Genomic DNA, 21,054 nt, shown 5'->3' with positions numbered 1-21,054 from the left:
TGTTTAGCGGTATCCGATGCTGAAGTCGTGTCCCCACAGGCTGACGCGCGTGGCTTCGTAAGCGGCGTGGTGGCCCCAGTCCACCACCAGGCCGCCGTGTCCGTACTCAAGGTCGAAGCCGCCGGGAGTCTTCATGTAGAAGGAAGTCATGCGGTCGTTGCAGTGCTGGCCCAGCGTGGCCGACAGCTTCACGCCGTGCTGCTGCACGCGGTCGAGCGCGCGCCCCACCTCGGCCATGTCTGGCACTTCGGCCATCACGTGGATGCAGCCGGCTTCGGACGGCATCTCGAAGATCGCCAGGCTGTGGTGGCGACCGTTGGCGCAGTGCAAGAAGTGGATGCGCTTCTCCGGCTCGGCGGGATCGCTGGTGAAGCGCACGCGGAAGATGTCGGACAGGCCGAAGCCCATCACGTCGCGAAGGAAGGCGTAGGTCTGGTCGAAGGCCGGTGCGGGCAGCACGGTATGGCCGGCGCCCATCGGGTCGGTGATGAAGCGCGGCACGCCGACCGGCGAGACAAAGCGCAGGAAGTCCGAGCGCATGCCCCATGAAATCTCGTGGCGGTTGCCCGACGGATCGGTGAACCACGCCATGGCCTGCACGCGGCGTTGCGCCAGCTCCGCGGCGCTGGCGTGCGCGACTTCGACATTGGCCTGCCGCAGCGTGTCGAGCGCGTGACGATAGGCCAGCTCGTCGGCCAGTTCCCATCCCGATGCGAGGTAGCGGTCGCGCGCGCCCGGCACCACCAGGTAGCGGTAGTCGCGCTCGTCCATCTTCACGTAGAGCGCGCCGCCCGGGGCACCGGAACAGGCCATGCCCAGCACCTGCCCGGCATAGTGCCGCCATTGCTCCAGGTCGGTGGACTCGACCACGATGTAGCCAAGCGCACGGATATCCAACATGCCGGTCTCCTCTGTTCGTTGCCACTGCTGGCTGATGAGACCTATTCTTCCGTGCGCTGCCACCCGGCACATCGTCCAGTGGGACTAGCCGATCCGGGGCCGGTTTCAGGCGGTGGCGGGACTGACGATGTACTGGCTGGTGGGCACCACGTCGATCCTGTCGAAGTCGATGAAGCGCTGGCAGCTTGCCATCATGGCCTGCAGGTTGCGCTGGAACTTCTCTTCATCGCCGACGGCGTCGAAGAACGCCTGCGGGTCGGTCATTGCGGCGTCGGGGAAGCATTCCTCGACGATGGCGTCATAAGGTGGCGCGGCGTAGGTGAGCGGCCGCACCACCACGTTCTGCACGTAGAGGAAGTTGTCCTGGGTCTCGACCGCCACCTGCGTGTGGTGGTTGTGCCAGGTGTCCAGCCACGTCTGCGGCGTAAGCCGGGGCGGCCGCGTCAGGAAGGCCAGTTGCGCGAAGCCGGGGGTGCGCTCGCCCGGCGCGGCCGGAAAACGCGTATTGCGGATCGGCTGGGACTCCGTGACGAGGTAGCCGGCCATGCGGCCGACCGCTGCCTCGACCGCCTGGTCGAAAGGCTGGCGCAGGCGGTCGACGGCGCTGTCCATCCAGACCGACACCAGCCCTTCCATTTGCGGCCGCGTGTTCACCTGGCTCAGGCCCGCGGCAGGCAGTACGGCGTCGTCCGCCACGTTGACCTGCAATCCGCGCGCGCCCAGCGCCAGCAGCTTGTCCGCAAGCGTCGTGCGCAACCGGCGCGCGAACTCTGCCGGCTCGGTACGCGAATCGCGCCAGACGATATAGATGACTTTCTCCATGCTCCACGCTCCCTGGTACAGGTGCCGGCCGTAGCCGGACAGGTTGATGCGTGCGCGGATCCGCCATCCGGCTGCCGCGCCCGCTGGTCCTGTGCATGCTAGGCGCGTGGATGGGAACGCTCATCCCCCAGGCGGACTAGGAGCGTGAACGGTGAGCGACTGCGCGATGGCGCTCAGCCGAGCGTCACGACACTGCTCAGCAGCATGCGCACCAGCGTGGCCTGCCGCGTGACCCCGGTCTTGGAAAAGATCGAGCGCAGGTGCGCGCGTGCCGTGTTCTTGCTGGTACCCAGGGCCTCGGCGGCTTCATCGAGCGTCATGCCGTCGGCAAGCACCAGTGCCAGCGCGGTTTCGGCGGGGGTGAGGTCGAACAGCTTGCGCACCACCTCGTGCGAGGCGCGCGACTTGCGCTCGGGGTCGCGGATAAAGACCGCGCAAGCGGGACGGTGCCGGTTCTCTTCCGACCATTCGCTGAGCGGAATGGTGCGGATCAGCACGCCTAGCTTGCCGCGCCCCGACGGGCGGGTGATCGACATGGCTTCCGCCAGCGGCGGTTCGCTGCCGTGGTGTCCCAGCTGCGCGCGGCGCAGCAGGTACTGGAACTTGCGGCTTTCCTGGGCGTAGGCGATCTCGAAGTTGTTCCCGTTGAGGCGGATGCCATCGTTCTCCGCCAGGATCTCGTCGGCCTCCGGATTCTTCTTGAGGATCGTGCCGGCGGCGTCGAGGATCACCATGCCCACCAGCATGCGGTCGATCGCACCCGCATAGAGCGAGCGCTCGGATTCGACCACATCCAGCCGCGAATGCAGCCGGATCGCGCGCTTCAGGTGCGGCAGGACGGCGCCGCAGGTCGCCTTGTCCACGGCGGAGAAATCCTGCGCGTCGTCCTGGCGGCAGATGCGCAGGCGGCACTCGACACCATCCTCGGTACGGATGTCCGCGCCCAACAGGTAGCGAATGCCGAGCGGCTGCAGGAACTGGCGGTAGATCTCGCTGCGGCACCAGTTGCCGGCACCGAGCGCTTCGTCCACCGTGACCGCCCGGTCGGTGGGCAGGTTGATGAAGGGATCGATCGCGTAGTAGTAGCTGTTGTAGGAAGCCTCGGCTTCCAGCGAGGTGCCGTGCGCCGAAGCATGCACCGCCAGGCCGCTGCGGTCGCTGGCGGGCGAGCGCAGGATAAAGCTCACATAGCTGGCATCGAGTTGCTTGCGCAGCATTTCGAGCGCATGGCCCCAGGGCACGGGCTCCATCGGCCCTTCATAGACCGCGGCCAGCAGCGCGCTGAATTGCGTGACGCTCAAGCCAGACTGCGCAAGCAAAGGCGACGCCATTTCCTGCGCCTCAACGGTCGCCATCAACATACTTTGTCTCCTGATTCCACACCACGTGTGTGCCTGCCGGCGCTCTGCGGCACCTGGGGGCAGCGCAGATTATAGGGACGCTGCCCGCCCGTTGCCCGCGAATGCGCGGCCCTCGGTGTTTTCCCTGACCTGCAATCGGACGATGTTCGCCCCGCCCGCCGCGGATCCAATGCGCGCATCCCCGCAGTGCAACCGAAGGAGAGCAACCGAGATGGATTTCACCGACAAGAGCGTGCTGGTCACCGGCGGCGGCGCCGGCATCGGGCTCGCCACCGCGCAGGCCTTTCTGGACCAGGGCGCGCGCGTGGCGATCATCGAGATCGACGCGCAGCGCGCCGACCATGCCCGCAATCTGCTGGGCAGTGCCGGCGCGGACGTGCTGGTGGTACAGGGAGACGCCGCCGACGCCGGCACCGTACGCGAACTGGCCGCGCGGATCGAACAGCGGTTCGGGCGGCTCGACGTGCTGGTCAACAACGTCGGCGACTTCCTGCGCATCGCCAAGCCGTTCGAGCACTATACCGACGACGAGATCGCCAGCCTCTACGCCGCCAACCTCGGCCACGTCTTCACCGTGACGCGCGCCATGCTGCCACTGCTAGGGCGCAGCGAGGTCGGCAGCATCGTCAGCGTGTCGTCGATCGAGGCCTTCCGCGGCATGCCGTACTGCAGCGTTTACGGCGCCTTCAAGGCCGCCATCACCGGCTTCACCCAGAGCCTGGCGCTGGAGCTGGCACCGGCGCGCATCCGCGTCAACCTGATCGCTCCCGAAACCACCGAAACCCCGCAAGTCCCCGTGTCGCAGATGATTGCCGCGGAGCACCAGCACCATATCCCGAGCTGGATCCCGCTGGGCCGCTTTGGCACGCCACGGGACATCGCCGACGGCATCCTGTTCCTGGCCAGCCCGCGCGCTGCCTGGATCACCGGCACGGCCCTGCATGTCAATGGCGGCGCCCTGGCCGCCGCCGGCTGGTACCGCGACCCCAGGGGCGCGTGGACCAACATGCCGGTCATCGTCGGCAACGGCATGAACCTCTGATGGACGCGCCACGCGGCCACACCACCCAACCAAGGAGACAAGCATGAAGATACTGATCGTCGGCGGCAACGGCATGATCGGCGGCCACGCGGCCCTGCACCTGCGCAGCCGCGGACACGAGGTCACCATTGCGGGCCGCAACCGCCCCGCCTCCGGCACGCCGCTGGGCGGGCTGGACTTCCTGCGCTGCGACTACATCGCCAACGACCTGCACGCGGCACAGCTGGGCGCCTTCGATGCGCTGGTATTCGCCGCCGGCAACGATGTGCGGCACGTCCCGCCTGGCGGCGACGAAGCGGCGCACTGGGAGCGCGCCAACGTCGAAGGCGTGCCGCGCTTCTTCCGCGCCGCGCGCGATGCCGGCATCCGGGTTGCCGTGCATGTCGGCAGCTTCTATCCGCAGGCGGCACCACGGCTGGCCGAGGACAACGCCTATATCCGCTCGCGCAAGCTGGCCGACGAAGGTGTGCGGGCACTGGCCACGGACGCCTTCCGCGTCAGCAGCGTCAACGCCCCCTTTGTCGTGGGAACGGTGCCGGGCCTGATTGTGCCGATGTTCAAGGCCTATACCGACTACGCCAGGGGCGGCTTTGCGCCGATGCCGGACTTCGCGCCGCCGGGCGGCGTCAATTTCATCTCGGCCATGTCGCTGTCGGAAGCGATCGAAGGTGCCTTGCTGCGCGGCGAGAACGGCAAGGCCTACCTCGTGGGCGACGAGAACCTGACCTTCCAGGACTATTTCGGCGCGTTCTTCCGCGATGCCGGCCGCCCGGTACCGCCGGTCATCGACCAGGAGCATCCGTTGCTGCCTGACTCGGCGATCTGCTTCGGCCGGGGCAACACGCTCTACTACGAGCCGGACGCGGCCGAGACCGCCCTGCTCGGCTATCGCCGCCGCGACATCCTGCGCACGGTGAGCGAGATCGTGGCGCAGTACAGCTAAGGCGCCAAGGCGGACCCGCGGCGGCCCGCGCAAGCAGGCCGCCGCGCCCGGTCTTACAGTCCGGAGATCAGTTGCGCGTTATCGATGCGCAGTTCCGCGCCATTGATGAAGCGCGACGCGTCAGACGCCAGGAACAGTACCAGGTTGGCCACGTCCTCCGGCTGGCACATGCGTGCCATCGGGTCCGTGCCGATGCCCAGCGCCACCGGGTCAAGGTTGGGCAACAGCGCCTGCGTCATCGGCGTCCAGATGCCGTCGGGATGGATCGAATTGCAGCGGATGCGGTAGCCGTTGCGCTTGCAGTGCACGGCCACGCTGCGCGCGAGCGCGGTCACGGCACCTTTCGCGCCGCTGTACGCGCACATCATCGGCAGTCCGCCCAGCGCCGCCACCGACGACATCACCACGATCGAGCCGCCGGCCGGATTGCCCTTCATCGCCTGCACGCCGAACTTGCAGCCGAGAAAGTAACCGTCCGCATTGACGCGCATGACCCGCCGCCAGGTGTCGAGCGAGGTGTCCTCGATCGATCCCGCCGGGCAGATGGCCGCGTTGTTGACCAGCACGTCGAGCCGCCCGAAGCGGTCCTGCGTGGCGGCCATGGCCTTGCGCCAGTCTTCTTCACTGGCGATGTCGTGGCGTACAAACAATGCCGCATCGCCGATCTCGCGCGCGAGCGCCTGCCCGGCCTCCTCGTTGACGTCGCCAAGCACCACGCGCGCGCCTTGCGCCGCCAGCAGCAGCGCGTCGGCACGCCCTACCCCGCTGGCCGCGCCGGTAACCAGCGCCACCTTGCCCTTGACCTGATTCATCGTTGCTCTCCTTGGATGGTCCGTTTCAGGCGGCGTCGGGAATCCGGCCGGCCAGCACCGCGTGCAGCGCGGCTTCGCCATACACCGCCGCCACGGTTTCGTCGAGAATGGGATTGCCGCGCAGCTCGCTGCCGCCATCGACGGCGATGCTCTGCCCGGTGACCCAGCCCGATTCCGGCCCGGCCAGGTAGCGCACCGCGCTGGCAATGTCGTCCGGCTCGCCGGCGCGGCCCAGCGGCATCTGCGCAACGAACTTGTCGAGCATGGCCGGGTTGTCGAACATCGGCCCGGTCGCGCCGGAACGGGTCAGGCCGGGCCGCACCGCATTGACGCGGATGCCGCATCCGGCCAGTTCCTCGGCGGCCGCGCGCACGAATGCTTCCAGGCCCGCCTTGGCGGCGCAGTACGCCGACAGCCAGCGGCAGGTCATGCGTGCCGCGTTCGAAGAAATGCAGACAATGGCGCCGCCTTGCGGCGCCATCAGCGGCGAGGCGTGACGGATCGCCAGGAAGGCGCTGGCGATATTCAGCTCCAGCTCCGCCATCAGAGACGCCGTGTCATGCATCAGCATGGGACGGAAGCCACCGCCGCCGACGGTCGCCACCACGATATCGAGGCGGCGCTCCAGATCCCAGGCCTGCCGCAGCGCGGCCTGCACATCAGCCTCGCGGCAAGCGTCGCCGACGTTGATGGCAACCGTGCCACCGGGCACTTGCGCAAGCAGTTCGCGCCGTGCCGTTTCCAGCGCTTCGCGGCGCCGGCCCATCAGCACTACCGCCGCACCGTCACGCAGCAGCGCCAGCGCGCTGGCCGCGCCGATGCCACCGGCGCCGCCGGTGACGAGTGCGGTCCTGCCTTCCAGTCCACGATTGGTCGTCATCATGCCTCCCGCAGCGGCAGGTCCTGCGTCCAGTCCACCACCAGCTCGCGCACTGCGATGCGCCACTGGCCCTGCAATCGCTCGAAGCGGTCCTGATAGCGGATGCCCCAGTCCAGCTTGCGCTGCACGCCGTCCTGCTCGTACAGGTGGTTGGCCATGCAATAGGTTTCGCCGGTCGCGGAATCGCCGTGGATTTCCACCAGCTGCTGGTGCACATGGTGCTGCGTGGCGCGGTACTGGCCGAGCGCCGCCATGCCCTTGGCAATGGCTTGCGGGCCGTCCATGTGGAAGCCCGGCCCGGTCAGCCGCGCATCCGGCGTAAACATCGCCGCGAGGGTTGAAAAATCGCGCCGGTCCACCGCCTGCGCATAGCGGCAGGTCAGCGCGTAGATGGCTTGCTTGGGCTCCAGTTCGGTCATGGCCAGGCTCACTCCTTGGTTGGGACCGGTGGCAACGCCAATGCGGCGCCGGGCCGGTCGTTGGGATGGCAGACATCGTCAGCCCTGCCTCGACGGGGGCCATCGTCCGCCTGGAGTAGCCGCCCGTGGTGCCGTTTAGTCCGAACGAAGGATGTACCGGGGCGACGCCCGCCCCAAGCTTCGACGAGCGCGGGCGGCCCCGACGGCGCCCGCATTTCACTGATACAGGAGACAGACATGAAGCAGTCGGAACAGGCCATCGTCGCGGTCGTTACGGGCGGCTCCCGCGGCGCCGGCAAGGGCATCGCGCTGGCGCTCGGCGCGGCTGGCGCGACGGTGTACGTGACCGGACGCACCGAGCAGGAAGGCAGCGCCCCGCTGCCCGGCACCATCCACGCCACGGCGCGCGAGATCGATGCGCTGGGCGGGCGCGGCATCGCGGTCGCGTGCGACCATCGCGACAATGCGCAGGTAGCGCGGCTGTTCGCGCAGGTGCGCGAGGAGTCGGGGCGGATCGATATCCTGGTCAACAACGCCACCTTCCTGCACGATGCGCTCATCATGCCCGGGCCCTTCTGGCAGAAGCCGCTGGAGATGACCGGGATCCTGGACGTCGGCCTGCGCTCCGGCTACGTCGCCAGCTGGCATGCGGCGCCGATGATGGCGGCGCGCGGGCGCGGGATGATCGTGTTTACGTCGTCATTCGGCGCCAACTGCTATATGCACGGGCCGGCTTACGGCGCGCAGAAGGCCGGCATCGACAAGTTCGCGCATGACATGGCGGTGGACCTGCGACCGCATGGCGTGGCGGCGGTCTCGGTGTGGATGGGGCCGTTGCGCACCGCGCGCACGCAACGCGTGTGGGAGCAGCATCCCGACAAGTACGCGTCGTTCGCGCCCGTGGCGGAGACCCCGGAATTTACGGGGAAAGTCATTGAGGCGCTGTATCGCGATCCGGGGCTGATGGAGAAGTCTGGCCAGGTGCTGATCGCGGCGGAGGCAGCGCTGGGGTATGGGATTGTCGATGCGGAGGGAGTGCAGCCGCCTTCGTATCGGGAGGTGCTTGGTGGCCCGCCGCTGGTGCATCCTGCGATCGTGGAGTAAAGGCAATCGGGCTAGCCACCGCCTCACGCATACGCTCCCCTCTCCCGCGCAGTGGGAGAGGGGTGGGGTGAGGGCCGGAGTGTCCACGAAGTGACATCGCGTCGTGCTTGCCATGCGTCTGCCCTCTCCCCCCGGCCCCTCTCCCGCAGGCGGGAGAGGGGAGCAGACAAGCACGGCTTTAGCTGCCCTGCGACAGCAACCCCGTCGTAAACACCGTCGACCGGATCAACCACGCCCCATCGACCCGCACATACTCATCCGCATAGCGTCCGGTCAGGAACGTCCGCGAGCCATTGGCATCATCCAGCGCCAGGTACGCCAGATCCCAGCTGCCCTGCGCCGACTCCCCGTCCAGCACCTGGATGTCCGCCTGGCCCGCAAAATGCATCTCGCGCAGCGTAGGCCGGCACGCCAGCTCCGCAAAGCACTGAACCAGTGCATCACGACCAGGAAAGCTGCCGATGCGGTCATAGTGGATATGCGCGTTGTCCGGCACGAAGCAGGCCCGCATGGCTTCGGGATCCTTGTCATCGCACGCCCGCAGGTAGCGCAGCTTGAGCGCACGGATCGCATCCGCGGCTTCCAGGCGCGCAAGGCGGTCAGCAATGTCGGCAATGTCGGTCATGTTCGATCCCTCGTTGGTCAGGCTTCACGCAGCTGGTACTTCAGCACCTTGCCCGCCGCGCTCACCGGCAGCGACGCCACGAACTGCACGTCGCGCGGCACCTTGTAGTTGGCCATCTGCCGGCGCGCCCAGGCGATCAGGGTTTCCGCATCCAGCCGCGCGCCATGGCGCAGCACCACGTAGGCGCGGCCGACCTCGCCCAGCCGCTCGTGTGGCATGCCCACCACCGCTACCTGGGCCACCGCGGGGTGGGCGGTCAGCAGCTTCTCGACCTCCGCCGGGTAGCAGTTGAATCCGCCGACGATAAACATGTCCTTGATGCGGTCCGTAATGCGCAGGTAGCCGCGCGCATCGAGCGTGCCGACATCGCCGGTATGCAGCCAGCCGTCGGCGTCGATGGCTTCCGCCGTCGCCTCCGGCAACCCAAAGTAGCCTTGCATCACGTTGTAGCCGCGCACCAGCACCTCGCCCGGCTCGCCGGTCGCGACCGGCTGCCCCTGCGCATCGACGCAGCGCAGCTCGACCCCCGGCATGGCGCGGCCGGAGGTGCCCGCCACCGTATCGGCATCGTCCCCGGCGTGGGTCAGCGTGGCAAAGCCGCACGACTCGGTCAGGCCATAGCCGGTGATCACGGCGTCGAAACCCAGCTCATCGCGCATGCGTTCGATCAGCGCTGGCGCGATGGCCGAGGCGCCGGTCACCGCAACCCGCAGCGATGACAGGTCGAACTCGCGCAGCCGTGGCGCGTTCAGCAGCGTCTGGTAGAGCGTCGGCGGCCCCGGCAGCACCGTGATGCGTTCGTTCTCCACGCGCGTCATCACGGCGTCGGCGTCGAACACCAGGTGCGGCAGCACCGTGGCCCCGCGCGACAGCGCGGCAAGCCATCCCGCCTTGTAGCCGAAGGTATGGAAGAAGGGGTTGACGATCAGGTAGCGGTCCCCGGCGCGCACACCTGTGATTGCGGCCCAGCCGTCGATGGCACGCAGGTTCTGCGCGTGCGCGGTCATCACGCCCTTGGGGCGCCCCGTGGTGCCCGAGGTGAACATGATGTCCATCGGCGTGTCGCCGCGCACCTCGGCCTCGCGCTGCCCGAACGCCGCCATGTCCGCCTGCTGCGCCAGTTCAAGGAAGCCATCCCACGCCAGCTCGCCGTCGGCCAGCGCCTTGCCCTGCCCCGGCCGCAGGATCACCAGCCGCTCCAGCGTGGCGGGTCGATGCGGCGCCAGCATCTGCGGATAGCTCTCGCCGAGGAAGTCGTCGACGCAGAACAGCAGCCGCGCGCCGCTGTCGGCCAGCACGGCGCCGGCTTCGGCGCCCTTCATGCGCGTATTGAGCGGCACCAGCGCGGCGCCCACGCTGTGCGTGGCCAGCGCCGCGATGATCCATTCGGAGAAGTTCGGCGCCCATACCGCAACGCGGTCGCCCGGCTGCACGCCGAGCGCCATCAGCGCGCGGCCCGCCTGGACCCGGCAGGCATCCAGCGCGGCGTAGCTCAGGCGCAGCCCGTCCTCCTGGATGGCGATGCGCTCGCCGTGGCGTAGCGCCGCGCCCCGCACCAGCTCGGGAATGGTCGCGGCGATATCCTCTTGGTTGGCGGTCTCCTGGGCGTCCTGGGCATCCTGGCCGGCCAGCACCGCAATGTCGTCGATGGTGTCAGATGGAGTCATGTCAATCCGGGAACTTCAGGTGGAGTTCGTCGCTCGCGGGGCGCGCCTGGCAGGCCAGCGTCCAACCCGCATCCAGGTCGGCGCGGTCGAGCACATGGTTTTCGCCGAGCGTCACGTCGCCCTGTGTCACCTGGCACATGCAGGCGCCGCACAGGCCCGCACGGCAGGAACTGGGGGCGGCCACGCCGGCGCGCTGCAGTGCATCCAGCACCGTCTCGTCGGGCGCGACGTTGAGCTGGTGGGTTGCGCCGTCAAGCTGTACGGTCAGCGCCGCGCCGCGCATGGCTGCGGGTTCGACCGGGACGGGTGCTGCAGGCGCTGCAGGTGGCTGGGCCGCCGGTACATCCGGCAGCGACACGAAGCGCTCCACATGCAGCTTGCCGCGCGGCACACCCAGCTGCTGCAGCGCCGCCTGCGCGGCGTCCATGAACGGGCCCGGGCCGCAGACAAAGCACTCGGCCAGGCTCCACGGCCGCACCAGTTCCTCGATCTGGCGCTGCGCCGGCGGCCCCTGCACGCTGTCCAGCCAATGGATCAAGCGCAGCCGGCCCGGGTGCCTGTTCGCCAGTTCGCCGAGCGCCTCGCGGAAGATGACGGAGCGCTCGTCGCGGTTGGCATAGACCAGCGTCACCGCGCCGCGCCCGTGGCGCAGCGCCGCCTTGGCGATCGACAGCACCGGGGTGATGCCGCTGCCGCCGGCCAGCAGCAGGAAATCGCCGTGCAGCGTGGGCGGGGTAAACACGCCGGCCGGCGGCATCACCTCGACCGTATCGCCCGCGCCAAGGTGGTCGCAGATCCAGTTGGAGACGCGCCCGCTTTGCACCCGCTTGATCGTCACGCGCAAGACGTTGTCGACCTCGGGCGTGCTCGACAGCGAATAGCAGCGCTGCAGCGGCACGCCGTCGACGGGCACGCGCAGCGTCAGGAACTGGCCGGGACGGTAGGCAAAGGCATCGCGCAAGCCGTCAGGCAGCGCCAAGACCAGCGAATGCGCCTGCTCCGTTTCCGTGATGACTTCGGCGATCTGCAGCCGATGGAATTGCACTGGCGCCATGATTTCCTTCTCTCGCCTGGACCGGCGTCAGGCCACGCCCATGATGGTCTGCGCGTTATCGATGCGCAGTTCCGTGCCGTTGATGAAGCGTGATTCGTCCGATGCCAGGAACAGCACCAGGTTGGCCACGTCGCGCGGATGGCACATGCGCTGCATCGGCTCGGCACCGCCTGCCTCCTCCGGCAGGGCCGCTGCGCCGCCCGGCAGGAAAGCCGCGGTCATCGGCGTGAGGATGCCGTCGGGATGGATCGAGTTGCAGCGGATGCGGTAGCCGCTCTGCTTGCAATGGCCCGCGACAGCGCGGGTCAGCGCCGCCACCGCGCCCTTGCTGGCGCTGTAGGCGCAGAACGCGCCCATGCCGCCCAGTGCCGCGACCGAAGACATGTTGACGATGCTGCCGCCGCCCGCCTTCATCGCCGCCACGCCGTACTTGCAGCCGAGGAAGTAGCCGTCGGCGTTGATGCGCATCACGCGCTGCCATTGCTCCAGCGTGGCATCCTCGACCGATCCCAGCATCAGGATGGCGGCGTTGTTGACCAGCACGTTGGGCGCGCCGAAGCGCTGTTCGGTGCGCGCCATCACCTGCTGCCAGCCGGCTTCGCTGGCAATGTCGTGCGGCACGAACAGCGCGGTCTCGCCGATCTCTCGCGCCAGCGCGTGGCCCGCTTCCTCGTTGAGGTCGGTCAGCACCACGCGCGCGCCTTCGCGGGCCAGCAGCAGGGCGTCTTCCTTGCCGACGCCGCTGGCGGCCCCGGTGACGATCGCGATCTTGCCTTCAGTACGTCGGCTCATGGGAAATCTCCTCGTTGGTGTGTGCCTGCCGATCGCCGGCAGGCTGTTGTGTCAGGTGGCGGCCCGCATTGCGCCCCGACCAGATGCAGTCGGCAAGCGACAGGCCGCTTACGTAATGGTTGGAGGCGATGCCCACCGCGGTCCGGCCCACGGCGTAGAGGCCCGGGATGGGGGCACCTTCGGGCGCACCATCGGCGGCAGCCAGCACCCGGCCGCTGGACTCTTCCACCGACAGCCCACCGAGCGTGATCGCCGGACAGGGAAAGACGCGGGAGTTCGCCGAGATGTCGAGCGCGAGCCATGGCCCGGTCTCCAGCGAGGCGCACATCGGCGCGGACTTGCCGGCCGGGTCGGGGATCTCTCCGCGGGCAGCGGCGCTGTAGGCGTCGATGGTGGCGCGCAGTTCGGCGCGCGGCATGCCAAGCTTGCCGGCCAGGGCCTCGATGCTGGACGCGCGCGTGGCGCCGGCGAGCAACAGCATTGCCGCGGGCAAGGCCTGGAAAGCCCACAGGCGGCCGCCCAGGCATTCACGCAGTGCGGCGCGCGCCAGCGCGCGGTTCAGGATCAGCCAGGCGCGCCCGCCATGCCGTTCGCAGATGGCGTGGCCCAGCGTGGCGCCATAGGTTTCCTCGTTGCCGATGCGCGCGCCCTGTCCGTCAACCACGCAGCCGCGCCCCCAGTCGAACGGCGGATTGATAAAACGCCAGGCCGACACGCGCTCCAGGTGCCGCGCGGCCCCGCCCGCCGACTCCCCGAGCCGGATGCCGCTGCCATCGCAGCCGGTCGCGCCGAGGCGCCAGTTCTGCAGGTATTTGCCGGCGTGGCGCGCCACCATGGCGCGGTTGAAGATAAAGCCGCCGGTGGCCAGCACGACGGCGCGGGTGCGCACTGCCACGGGTTGCGCATGGCGCAGCTCGAGCTGCAGCAGCCGCTGGCGCAGCAGGTCGGCGACGCCCGGCATGACGTTGTGCAGGCGCTCGGCCAGCCGCGCCAGGCGCGCATGGCGCGTCCGGTGGCGTCCCGGCGGCACCTGCCACAGCTCGATGCCGATGACTGCGCCATCCTTGTCGACGATCAGCCGGCGCGCCGCGGTCTGGCGCATGACCGTGATTTCCGCCCGGGCTTCCACGGCGCCGCGCAGCACGCCGTACAGCGTGCGGCCGGACATGCCGGGACCTTTCACGCGATGCCCGCGCGGCGCTGGCGCGGCGTGCTGCGCGTAAGCGGGCACGGCTTCGTTGCCGGAGTAGTAGAGGTAATACGGCTGCGCCGGGTACGATGTCTTGCGCGGCGGCACGGTGGCGGCAAAGCGCACGCCCACGCCTTCCAGCCAGGCCAGCATGTCGCGGCTGCGCTCGCAGAAGGACTGCAGCGTGGCCTCGCTGACGACGCCGCCTGTCTCCTTTCGCAGGTAATCCGCCATCGCCTGCGGCGTATCGGCATAGCCCGCGGCGGCCTGGTAGGACGTGCCGCCACCGGCATACACCACCCCGCCGCTCTTGGCGCTGGCGCCGCCGCCTTCGAAACGCTCGGCGACGATCACGCGCGCGCCGCCTTGCGCCGCTTCCAGCGCCGCGCAGGCACCCGCGGCGCCGAAGCCCACCACCACGGCATCGCAGGCGGCCTGCCACGGATGCGCGTCGGGGTCATCGAGCCGCAGCGGTGTGTAGATCGGGGTGGCGGAATCGGGATGCATGCTGGCGCCTCCTTGGTTCAGGCGGAACACAGCGCGCGTAGCGGCGCGGAAGTCGTATAGGCGCCGTCGACATAGACCAGCGGCGACACCTCGCCCGCCAGCCGCACCTCGCGCAGCCGGCCGATGAAGACAGTGTGGGTCCCGTAATCAAAGCGGCCGTCCTGCCGGCAGACCAGGTTGGCCTGGGCGTTGCGCAGGCACGGCACGCCGAGCAGGTCGTCCTCCCACTCGCCGCTGGTGAAGCGTTCCTCTCCCTTGAGGCGGCCGCTGCAGTCGACAGCAATGTCGCGATGGTCGGCGGCCAGCAGGTTGATGCAGAAATCGGTGCCGGCATCGAGCGGCGGGTAGATCGACGAGTTGCGGTTGATGCAGATCAGCAGCGACGGCGGATCCGCCGACAGCGAATCGACCGCCGTCACCGACATCGAATAGCGGCGCTCGCCATCGCGGCAGCTGATGACCGCCACCGAGCGCGCCATGCGGCGCATCGCCTTCAGCATGTCGTCGCGCAGCGCAGTGCTGGTTTCGGGATTGGCGCTCATAAGGCCTCCTGTACGGTTTGAGCGTGGGGCGCTGCGGCAGGCTGCCGCGCTTGCTGCGCGATCACGTCCGCAGCGATATAGCCGAAGGTCATCGCGGGCCCGAGCGTCGAGCCCGCGCCGGGGTAGCTGGTGCCCATCATCGAGGCACTGGTGTTGCCGATGGCGAACAGCCCGGCGATGGCGCTGCCGTCCTCGCGCAGCACGCGCGCGCTGGCATCGGTTACCAGCCCGCCCTTGGTGCCGATATCGCCGGCATCGAGCCGCACGGCGTAGAACGGCGCCTTGCCGATTGGCGCCAGGCACGGGTTGGGGCGCACCGCCGGGTCGCTGTAGTAGGTATCGAACAGGTTGTCGCCCTTGCCGAATTCCTCGTCCACGCCGGTGGCGGCGTAGCGGTTCATGCGGGCGACACTGTCGGCGAGCCCGTCGGCGTCCACGCCGATCCGCTGCGCCAGCTGCGCCAGCGTGTCGGCGCGCACCAGGATGCCGGACAGGCCGGCCGGAATGCTGCGGTCCGGCATCACCGAGCCAGGCAGGATCGGCCCGCACGGGTACTTGTGGCGGAAGGTGGCGTCGAACACCATCCACGCCGGCACGCTGCAGCCGGTCTTGTCGTGGTCGCGGTACATCGCCGGCACAAACTCGGAATACGGCGCGGCCTCGTTGACGAAGCGCCGGCCCTGCCCGTTCACCACCAGGCAGCCCGGCATGGCGCGCTCGATGAACAGCGCGCGCTGCTTTTCCTCGCCCTGCACCTGCACGGTGGGCGCGCCCCATACATGCGACATCAGGGCGACGCCGGCGCCGGCGGCCTGCCCGGCGCGGATCGCGTCGCCGGTGTTGTTGGGCGGCGTCGCGCTCCAGCCGGCCTGCGTCGGCTGCGGCAGGTATTGCTCGCGCATGGCCTGGCTGCGCTCGAAGCCGCCGGCGGCCAGGATCACGCCATGCCGCGCGCGGATCTCCACCACCTGCCCATCCTGCACGGCGCGCACACCGCGGACCGCCCCGTCTTCGATGACGAGGTCCTGCAGCGCGGTGTCGAGCCACAGGGGGATCGCGCGGTCCATCATCGCCCGCCGCAGGCCACCGGCCAGGCTGTTGCCAAGCGTAAGCCGGCGGTCGCGCCGGGTCTTGCGGCGCCAGCCGAAGTCGAGCCAGTAGCGGGCGAACTGGCGCACCGCCAGCCCGAACCAGCCGGGCGAGCGGCACAGCAGCGCGTGAGCCTCGCCGGAGGTCACGGCCACGCGGCCGCCCACCAGCGTGCCGGGCGACGGCGGACGCAGCCGGTCGAACTCCTCCCGGAGGCGCGCGCCGTCGAACGGCATCGGGTCGAGCGCACGGTAGCCGGGCATCGCGCCGGGCAGCTTCTGGAAGTAGTCGGCGTAGCGCGGCAGCGTGTAGTAATGCACGCCGGCCTGCTGCTCCAGGTATTGCAGCATGCGCGGCGCCTGCTCGAGATAGGCGCGGATCCGCCGCGGGTCGCCGTCTTCACTGGTGCAGGCGAGTACATACTCGAGCGCCTTTGCGTAGTCGTCCTGCCCGCCTGCCGGTGCGATATGGTGGTTGAGCGGGATCCAGATGCCGCCGCCGGACACCGCCGAGGTGCCGCCGTACTGGCTGCTCTTCTCCAGCACCACCACCGACAGCCCCCGGTCGGCGGCGCGGCAGGCGGCCAGCATGCCGCCGGCGCCCGAGCCGACCACCACCACCTCGAATTCCCTGGCCTGCATGCGCGCTGTGCTCTGGGTCATGATGGGTTCCCTTGCCGGCGCGCGGCTTCAGATGAAGAAGTCGGTGTTGGCGCGGCCCATCATCACGCCGCCCAGGTTCTGGCCGAAGCGGTCCAGGTTATTCGCGTAGTGGGCGCGAGCCGCGTGCAGGTCGAGGAAGCGGCGCACCATCGGATTGGTGCGGTAGATGCCGTTGCCGCCGGCATAGCGCAGCAGGCTGTTGGCGAGCTGCGCGCAGCGCTCCGCGACCTGCGACGACTGGTAACGGAAATGCAGGCGGCGCGGCGTCTGCACCTGGCCGCCTTCGCGCGCAACGGCCAGCAGCTCGTCGAAGTTGCGTTCGAGGATGGCGCGCATTTCGTCGACGGCCACCTGGGCATTGGCACAGGCCAGTTGCGCGCCGCCGTCCTCCGCCGTCTTGCTGCCGCCGTTGCTGCTGACGCGGCCGTCGGCGTAGGCGACGAAATCGTGGAGGGTGCCTTCCAGCGCGCCGATGCAGGCGGTGCACACGGCACGCACGAAGATCTGCGCGAACGGCAGGCGGTACAGCGGCACGTCGTTGACGGCCAGGCCCGGGCTGGTGCCCATGGCGCCATCGACGGCGCGATGGGTACGGTAGTCGGGGACGAACACGTCATCGACGATGATATCGTGGCTGCCGGTGGCGCGCAGGCCCAGCACGTCCCAGTTGCGCACGATCTTGTAGTCGGAGCGCGGCAGCAGGAAGGTGCGGTAGTCGTAGGCGCCGCCCGGTTCGGACGGAGGCACCAGCCCTCCCAGGAAGATCCAGTCGCACAGTTCGCTGCCGCTGGAGAACTTCCAGTGGCCGGAGAAGCGGTAGCCGCCCTCGACCGGCGTGACCTTGCCGACCGGCATGTAGGTCGAGGCGATCAGCGTGCCGGGGTCGTTGCCCCAGACTTCTTTTTGTGCGCGTTCGTCGAACAGGGCGAGCTGCCAGTTGTGCACGCCAACCACGCCGTAGACCCAGGCGGTGGACATGCAGCCTTTGGCCAGCGCCATCTGAATGCGGAAGAAGGTCTGCGGGTCGAGTTCATAACCACCGTAACGGCGCGGCTGCAGCACCTTGAAGAAGCCCGCGGCCTGCATCTCGGCAATGGTCGCGGAGGGAATGCGCGATTCGGACTCTGCCTGCGCGGCGCGTTCCGCCAGCAAGGGGATCATCTGTTCGGCGCGCGCAATCAGCCGGGCGGCCAGTTCCTTGGGGTTGTTGTCGTGAGGCACCGCGGTCTCCTTTTCGCTTTGTCTTGTGGCTGGCGTTGATGTTTGCATCCGGTGGGCGGGGTGCCATCGTCTGATGGGACTAGCTGTTTCGCGATTTGGGCGTGCGGCACTTCGTGGATGTGCTGGCCCTCTCCCCCGGCCCCTCTCCCGCGGGCGGGAGAGGGGAGCAACCCTCGGGGAGCAAACGCTTTACCGTCACGCCAGCGCGCGCAGCTTCATGCCCTGCTTGCGGAAATGCGGGATCACGTGCTCGCCGATATTGCGGATGGTTTCGAGTTGCGCCCATTGCGGCACCGTGCCCATCTGGCAGATGAACAGGATTTCATCGGCGCCGGCGTCGATCAGGCGCTGCACGTAGCCGATGCAATCCTCAACCGTGCCGTAAGCATGGTTCGGGTTCAGCATCATCATCGACGGATCGCTGAAGTCCACCGAGACCTTCTCGGAAGCGAACTTCGTATTGATCACAGCCTTGCCCTGCGCATCCGTCGCGGTGACATGCTCGTCGTCCCACGCAGCCGGATCGGGGCGCTCGCCGCCGGCATACCAGTACGACAGCGACTCCATGAAATACCGCTGCCCCTTGATGCCGATCTTGCGCGCGGCCAGGCCGTCTTCCAGCACGATGGTCGGGCACAGCGCCGCCAGGTGCTGGTGCGGGCGGAAGCCCACCTGGTCCTCGGCCTTGCGGCTTTCCCACGCGGTGCGGTAGATCTCGTTCTTCCTGGCCACATCCTCGGGGCCGCCGAAGCCGAGCACCAGCGCACCCATGCCGCGCGCGCCGGCGCGCTGCAGCGTATCGGCATTGGTGCAGGCCAGGTACATCAGCGGATGCGGGTCCTGGCGCGGCTTGGGATGGATCGGGCGGCGCGGGATCTTGATGAACTCGCCGTCGTGCTCGATCTCGTCCTGCGTCAGGATCTTCGGGATCAGGTACATCGACTCGTCGATCATCGGGTGCAGGCTGTTCAGGTCGTAGCCGAACGTACCCGCTTCCTGCTGCGTGCCGCCCTTGCCCACGCCGAAGTGCACGCGGCCGCCGGACAGGATGTCGAGCGTGGCGATGCGCTCGGCCACCTTGACCGGATGGTTCATCGCCGGCGGCAGGCACACCACGCCGTGGCCGATGCCGATGCGCTGCGTGCGGCCGGCGACAAAGGCGAGGAACGTCTCCGGCGCGCTCATGTGCGCGTAGTTGGTCAGTGCGGTGTGCTCGACCGCCCAGACCACGTCGAAGCCCATGTCCTCGGCCAGCACCACCTGTTCCATGATTTCATCGAACACCTTGTGGTCGCCGGCGCGCGAGGCATCGACGGTCTGTGCTTCATAGATCAGCGAAAAACGCATTGCAGTCCCCTTCCCTGGCAGTGATGGTTCAGGACCGCTGCCGGGACGCCGCCGGTTGCCGCGCCTCGGGCCGGAAGCGGCCTGTGTGAAACGCAGTGTGGGCGGCGCAAGGCGTTGCAACATCGTCTGATTGGATTATGAGCAGTGCATGGCCCATCCCTATCATGGCTCGCGGGCAACGATGCCCGCTGTTGACCTTCGAAAGGACCAGGACTTATGCAATCCAGACTGCTGCTTTATCCCGTCGCGGACATCGACACCGCGCTGCCGTTTTTCACGGAAGGACTCGGGCTCGCCGTGAAGTTTCGCGACGGCGAACGCTATTGCGCGCTGGACGCGGGCGCGTTGACGCTGGCGCTGGTGGCCGGCGAGGAACGGCTGGTTGGCCAGCCCGCGCTCGCGTTCAAGGTGGATGAGGGGGAAGAGATCGCCGCGGCGATTGCGCGGCTGGTGGAGGCGGGTGCCAGCGTGACGCTGCCCCCGGCGCAGGGGCCGCACGAGACCCGCGCGGTACTGCAAACCCCGCAAGGCTTTGCGCTGGTGCTCAGCGCAAAGCCCTGACGTCTTGCATTAGCCCAGCGAAATCACGCTGCTCAGCAGCATGCGCACCAGCGTGGCCTGCCGGGTCACGCCGGTCTTGGAGAAGATCGCGCGCAGGTGTGCGCGCGCCGTGTTCTTGCTGATGCCGAGTTCGTCCGCGGCCTCGTCGAGCGTGAGCCCGTTGGCCAGCTGCAGCGCCAGCTGCGTTTCCGCCGGAGTGAAGTCGAACAGCTGGCGCACCACATCGTGCGAGGCCTGCGAGCGCCGGTCGGGGTCGCGGATAAAGACCACGCAGGCCGGGCGCTTGCGGTTGTCCTCCGACCACTCGCTGAGGGGGATGGTGCGGATCAGCACCCCCAGCCTCGCGCTGCCGGACGGCCGCGTGACCGACATCGCTTCCATCACCGCCGGCGCGGTGCCCAGGTGCCCCATCATCGCCTGGCGCAGCAGGCGCTGGAACTTGCGGTTCTCCTGGCCGTACTCTACGTCCAGCCCGCCCTTGGCGATGCGGATGCCGTCCTTGGCGCCCAGGATTTCGTCGGCTGCGGCGTTGGTCTTGATGATGGCGCCGGTCTCGTCCAGGATCACCATGCCGACCAGCATGCGGTCGATGGCGCTGGCATAGACGGTGCGCTCCGACTCCACCACGTCGAGGCGCGAGTGCAGGTCCACCGCGCGCTTCAGGTGCGGCAGCAGCGCGGTGCACAGGGCCTTGTCCGCGGCCGAGAAGTCGCGGCCCTCATGCTTGCGGCAGACACGGAAGCGGCATTCCACGCCGTCATCTGTACGCAGGTCGGCGCCGAGGATGTAGCGGATGCCGACGTCCTTGAGGAATTGCAGGTAGATCTCGCTCTGGCACCAGACGCCAGGCCCGAGATGCTCGTCGATGGTCACCACGCGGTCCGACGGCAGGCCGATGAAGGGATCGAGCGCGTAGTAGTAGTTGTTGTAGGAGGTCTCTCCCGGCAGGGTCGAACCGCCATGCTCCGAGGCATTGATCATGAGCCCGCGCCGGTCCGTGGCCGGCGAGCGCAGGATCAGCGTGACGTAGTTGGCATCGAGCTGCCTGCGGATCTGCTCCAGCGCCTTGCCCCACGGCACCTGCTCCATCGGTCCCTGGTAGATATTGCCCAGCAACGCGCTGAAATCAGACAGCGACACCGTCGTCTGCGCGAACAGGTGCGCGGCTGCCTGGTTGTGGCTCACCTCCATCAGCATTTCCTCTGTCTCCATTGTGGCGTGCGCAGCGCGCCGGACGTGCCGGTCGGCTGGCCTTCCTGCGGGCTCTGTGGCCCTTTTTTGTGCCCCGATTATAGGGACGGCGCGGGGGTCGCGGCTTGCCCCCCTGCCTTCATGGTTTGCCCTAGTCCACACCGGCATGGCACGCACGCCGGACTAGTCCCGAGGGACAGGCCAATCCTCACGCGCCGGCGGCGCAAACACATACTCCAAACAGACTAAGGACCAACCCATGGCCGTCAGGACGCGGGCAAACCCCTAGGCGCCATATCACGCCATGTGACGCCATGTGACGCC

At 68.4% G+C, this 21,054-nt stretch carries 20 protein-coding genes; 4 read left to right on the top strand and 16 right to left on the bottom strand.

Translation table 11 applies throughout. From position 1 onward, the window contains the following. Window positions 1–3 precede the first annotated feature (3 nt). The 3 genes from J8I34_RS21580 to J8I34_RS21570 form a co-directional block, all read right to left on the bottom strand. Complete coding sequence (locus J8I34_RS21580; protein WP_209806954.1) at window positions 4–900, bottom strand: VOC family protein; 897 nt, start codon at window positions 898–900, stop codon at window positions 4–6. Window positions 901–1,005: 105 nt separating this feature from the next. After that, on the bottom strand, window positions 1,006–1,722 hold the full coding sequence (locus tag J8I34_RS21575; RefSeq protein WP_209806953.1) for an EthD domain-containing protein: 717 nt from the start codon (window positions 1,720–1,722) through the stop codon (window positions 1,006–1,008). Between the two features lie 173 nt (window positions 1,723–1,895). After that, window positions 1,896–3,083 carry a helix-turn-helix transcriptional regulator gene (locus tag J8I34_RS21570; RefSeq protein WP_209806952.1) on the bottom strand — a complete coding sequence of 396 codons (1,188 nt, stop codon included), beginning with the start codon at window positions 3,081–3,083 and terminating at the stop codon, window positions 1,896–1,898. Between the two features lie 211 nt (window positions 3,084–3,294). On the opposite strand from J8I34_RS21570, the gene J8I34_RS21565 reads away from it, so the two are divergent. Both J8I34_RS21565 and J8I34_RS21560 read left to right on the top strand, forming a co-directional pair. Next, window positions 3,295–4,125 (top strand): SDR family NAD(P)-dependent oxidoreductase, encoded by an 831-nt coding sequence (locus tag J8I34_RS21565; RefSeq protein WP_209806951.1) that lies wholly within the window; start codon window positions 3,295–3,297, stop codon window positions 4,123–4,125. A 43-nt stretch (window positions 4,126–4,168) separates the two neighbouring features. Beyond that, window positions 4,169–5,068 (top strand): NAD-dependent epimerase/dehydratase family protein, encoded by a 900-nt coding sequence (locus J8I34_RS21560; RefSeq protein WP_209806950.1) that lies wholly within the window; start codon window positions 4,169–4,171, stop codon window positions 5,066–5,068. A 53-nt stretch (window positions 5,069–5,121) separates the two neighbouring features. Here J8I34_RS21560 and J8I34_RS21555 read toward each other — a convergent pair whose 3' ends face one another. Genes J8I34_RS21555 through J8I34_RS21545 form a run of 3 tightly spaced genes read right to left on the bottom strand, consistent with a single transcriptional unit; the run spans window position 5,122 to window position 7,179 of the window. Beyond that, window positions 5,122–5,880, bottom strand: coding sequence for an SDR family oxidoreductase (locus J8I34_RS21555; protein ID WP_209806949.1), 759 nt, complete (start codon window positions 5,878–5,880; stop codon window positions 5,122–5,124). 25 nt (window positions 5,881–5,905) lie between these two features. Continuing rightward, window positions 5,906–6,763 (bottom strand): SDR family NAD(P)-dependent oxidoreductase, encoded by an 858-nt coding sequence (locus tag J8I34_RS21550; RefSeq protein WP_209775368.1) that lies wholly within the window; start codon window positions 6,761–6,763, stop codon window positions 5,906–5,908. Then, a complete protein-coding gene (locus tag J8I34_RS21545; RefSeq protein WP_209775369.1) occupies window positions 6,760–7,179 on the bottom strand; it encodes a nuclear transport factor 2 family protein in 420 nt (139 codons plus the stop codon). The genes J8I34_RS21550 and J8I34_RS21545 overlap by 4 nt, the downstream gene beginning before the upstream one ends. Before the next feature lie 237 nt (window positions 7,180–7,416). Here J8I34_RS21545 and J8I34_RS21540 point away from each other — a divergent pair, with 237 nt between their 5' ends. Next, window positions 7,417–8,283, top strand: coding sequence for an SDR family NAD(P)-dependent oxidoreductase (locus J8I34_RS21540; protein WP_209806948.1), 867 nt, complete (start codon window positions 7,417–7,419; stop codon window positions 8,281–8,283). 178 nt (window positions 8,284–8,461) lie between these two features. On the opposite strand, the gene J8I34_RS21535 is transcribed toward J8I34_RS21540, so the two are convergent. From J8I34_RS21535 to J8I34_RS21495, 9 genes are all read right to left on the bottom strand, one after another. Further along, a complete protein-coding gene (locus tag J8I34_RS21535) occupies window positions 8,462–8,908 on the bottom strand; it encodes a nuclear transport factor 2 family protein (RefSeq protein WP_209775371.1) in 447 nt (148 codons plus the stop codon). A gap of 17 nt (window positions 8,909–8,925) precedes the next feature. Next, window positions 8,926–10,575 (bottom strand): FadD3 family acyl-CoA ligase, encoded by a 1,650-nt coding sequence (locus J8I34_RS21530; RefSeq protein ID WP_209806947.1) that lies wholly within the window; start codon window positions 10,573–10,575, stop codon window positions 8,926–8,928. A 1-nt stretch (window position 10,576) separates the two neighbouring features. Continuing rightward, complete coding sequence (locus J8I34_RS21525; RefSeq protein WP_209806946.1) at window positions 10,577–11,629, bottom strand: ferredoxin--NADP reductase; 1,053 nt, start codon at window positions 11,627–11,629, stop codon at window positions 10,577–10,579. A 27-nt stretch (window positions 11,630–11,656) separates the two neighbouring features. Beyond that, window positions 11,657–12,421: an SDR family oxidoreductase gene (locus J8I34_RS21520; RefSeq protein WP_209806945.1), complete on the bottom strand. Its 765-nt coding sequence runs from the start codon at window positions 12,419–12,421 to the stop codon at window positions 11,657–11,659. Next, the gene (locus J8I34_RS21515; RefSeq protein ID WP_209806944.1) at window positions 12,405–14,117 is read right to left on the bottom strand and encodes an FAD-binding protein; all 1,713 of its coding nucleotides are present in this window, start codon (window positions 14,115–14,117) and stop codon (window positions 12,405–12,407) included. Before J8I34_RS21515 ends, J8I34_RS21520 begins: the two co-directional genes overlap by 17 nt. 17 nt (window positions 14,118–14,134) lie before the next feature. Continuing rightward, window positions 14,135–14,659 (bottom strand): flavin reductase family protein, encoded by a 525-nt coding sequence (locus tag J8I34_RS21510; protein WP_209775376.1) that lies wholly within the window; start codon window positions 14,657–14,659, stop codon window positions 14,135–14,137. After that, window positions 14,656–16,410, bottom strand: coding sequence for an FAD-dependent oxidoreductase (locus tag J8I34_RS21505; protein WP_209806943.1), 1,755 nt, complete (start codon window positions 16,408–16,410; stop codon window positions 14,656–14,658). Before J8I34_RS21505 ends, J8I34_RS21510 begins: the two co-directional genes overlap by 4 nt. A 27-nt stretch (window positions 16,411–16,437) precedes the next feature. Beyond that, entirely contained in the window at window positions 16,438–17,631 is a 1,194-nt protein-coding gene (locus J8I34_RS21500; RefSeq protein WP_209806942.1) for a flavin-dependent monooxygenase, read from the bottom strand. 195 nt (window positions 17,632–17,826) lie between these two features. Continuing rightward, complete coding sequence (locus J8I34_RS21495) at window positions 17,827–18,978, bottom strand: LLM class flavin-dependent oxidoreductase (RefSeq protein ID WP_209806941.1); 1,152 nt, start codon at window positions 18,976–18,978, stop codon at window positions 17,827–17,829. Window positions 18,979–19,194: 216 nt separating this feature from the next. On the opposite strand from J8I34_RS21495, the gene J8I34_RS21490 reads away from it, so the two are divergent. Continuing rightward, the gene (locus J8I34_RS21490) at window positions 19,195–19,539 is read left to right on the top strand and encodes a VOC family protein (protein WP_209806940.1); all 345 of its coding nucleotides are present in this window, start codon (window positions 19,195–19,197) and stop codon (window positions 19,537–19,539) included. A 9-nt stretch (window positions 19,540–19,548) separates the two neighbouring features. On the opposite strand, the gene J8I34_RS21485 is transcribed toward J8I34_RS21490, so the two are convergent. Next, entirely contained in the window at window positions 19,549–20,736 is a 1,188-nt protein-coding gene (locus J8I34_RS21485) for a helix-turn-helix transcriptional regulator (protein ID WP_209775381.1), read from the bottom strand. Window positions 20,737–21,054: the final 318 nt, after the last annotated feature.

The sequence above is a fragment of the Cupriavidus phytohabitans genome, from assembly GCF_017815025.1.
Lineage (GTDB): Bacteria > Pseudomonadota > Gammaproteobacteria > Burkholderiales > Burkholderiaceae > Cupriavidus.
This window is presented reverse-complemented; position numbering and strand designations above follow the sequence as displayed.

Coding starts and splice junctions, on each gene's coding strand:
- J8I34_RS21555 (WP_209806949.1), bottom strand. CDS start 5,880: ATGAATCAGGTCAAGGGCAAGGTGGCGCTGGTTACCGGCGCGGCCAGC.
- J8I34_RS21510 (WP_209775376.1), bottom strand. CDS start 14,659: ATGAGCGCCAATCCCGAAACCAGCACTGCGCTGCGCGACGACATGCTG.
- J8I34_RS21575 (WP_209806953.1), bottom strand. CDS start 1,722: ATGGAGAAAGTCATCTATATCGTCTGGCGCGATTCGCGTACCGAGCCG.
- J8I34_RS21490 (WP_209806940.1), top strand. CDS start 19,195: ATGCAATCCAGACTGCTGCTTTATCCCGTCGCGGACATCGACACCGCG.
- J8I34_RS21535 (WP_209775371.1), bottom strand. CDS start 8,908: ATGACCGACATTGCCGACATTGCTGACCGCCTTGCGCGCCTGGAAGCC.
- J8I34_RS21520 (WP_209806945.1), bottom strand. CDS start 12,421: ATGAGCCGACGTACTGAAGGCAAGATCGCGATCGTCACCGGGGCCGCC.
- J8I34_RS21560 (WP_209806950.1), top strand. CDS start 4,169: ATGAAGATACTGATCGTCGGCGGCAACGGCATGATCGGCGGCCACGCG.
- J8I34_RS21580 (WP_209806954.1), bottom strand. CDS start 900: ATGTTGGATATCCGTGCGCTTGGCTACATCGTGGTCGAGTCCACCGAC.
- J8I34_RS21530 (WP_209806947.1), bottom strand. CDS start 10,575: ATGACTCCATCTGACACCATCGACGACATTGCGGTGCTGGCCGGCCAG.
- J8I34_RS21570 (WP_209806952.1), bottom strand. CDS start 3,083: ATGTTGATGGCGACCGTTGAGGCGCAGGAAATGGCGTCGCCTTTGCTT.
- J8I34_RS21485 (WP_209775381.1), bottom strand. CDS start 20,736: ATGCTGATGGAGGTGAGCCACAACCAGGCAGCCGCGCACCTGTTCGCG.
- J8I34_RS21515 (WP_209806944.1), bottom strand. CDS start 14,117: ATGCATCCCGATTCCGCCACCCCGATCTACACACCGCTGCGGCTCGAT.
- J8I34_RS21495 (WP_209806941.1), bottom strand. CDS start 18,978: ATGCGTTTTTCGCTGATCTATGAAGCACAGACCGTCGATGCCTCGCGC.
- J8I34_RS21540 (WP_209806948.1), top strand. CDS start 7,417: ATGAAGCAGTCGGAACAGGCCATCGTCGCGGTCGTTACGGGCGGCTCC.
- J8I34_RS21505 (WP_209806943.1), bottom strand. CDS start 16,410: ATGACCCAGAGCACAGCGCGCATGCAGGCCAGGGAATTCGAGGTGGTG.
- J8I34_RS21525 (WP_209806946.1), bottom strand. CDS start 11,629: ATGGCGCCAGTGCAATTCCATCGGCTGCAGATCGCCGAAGTCATCACG.
- J8I34_RS21565 (WP_209806951.1), top strand. CDS start 3,295: ATGGATTTCACCGACAAGAGCGTGCTGGTCACCGGCGGCGGCGCCGGC.
- J8I34_RS21545 (WP_209775369.1), bottom strand. CDS start 7,179: ATGACCGAACTGGAGCCCAAGCAAGCCATCTACGCGCTGACCTGCCGC.
- J8I34_RS21550 (WP_209775368.1), bottom strand. CDS start 6,763: ATGATGACGACCAATCGTGGACTGGAAGGCAGGACCGCACTCGTCACC.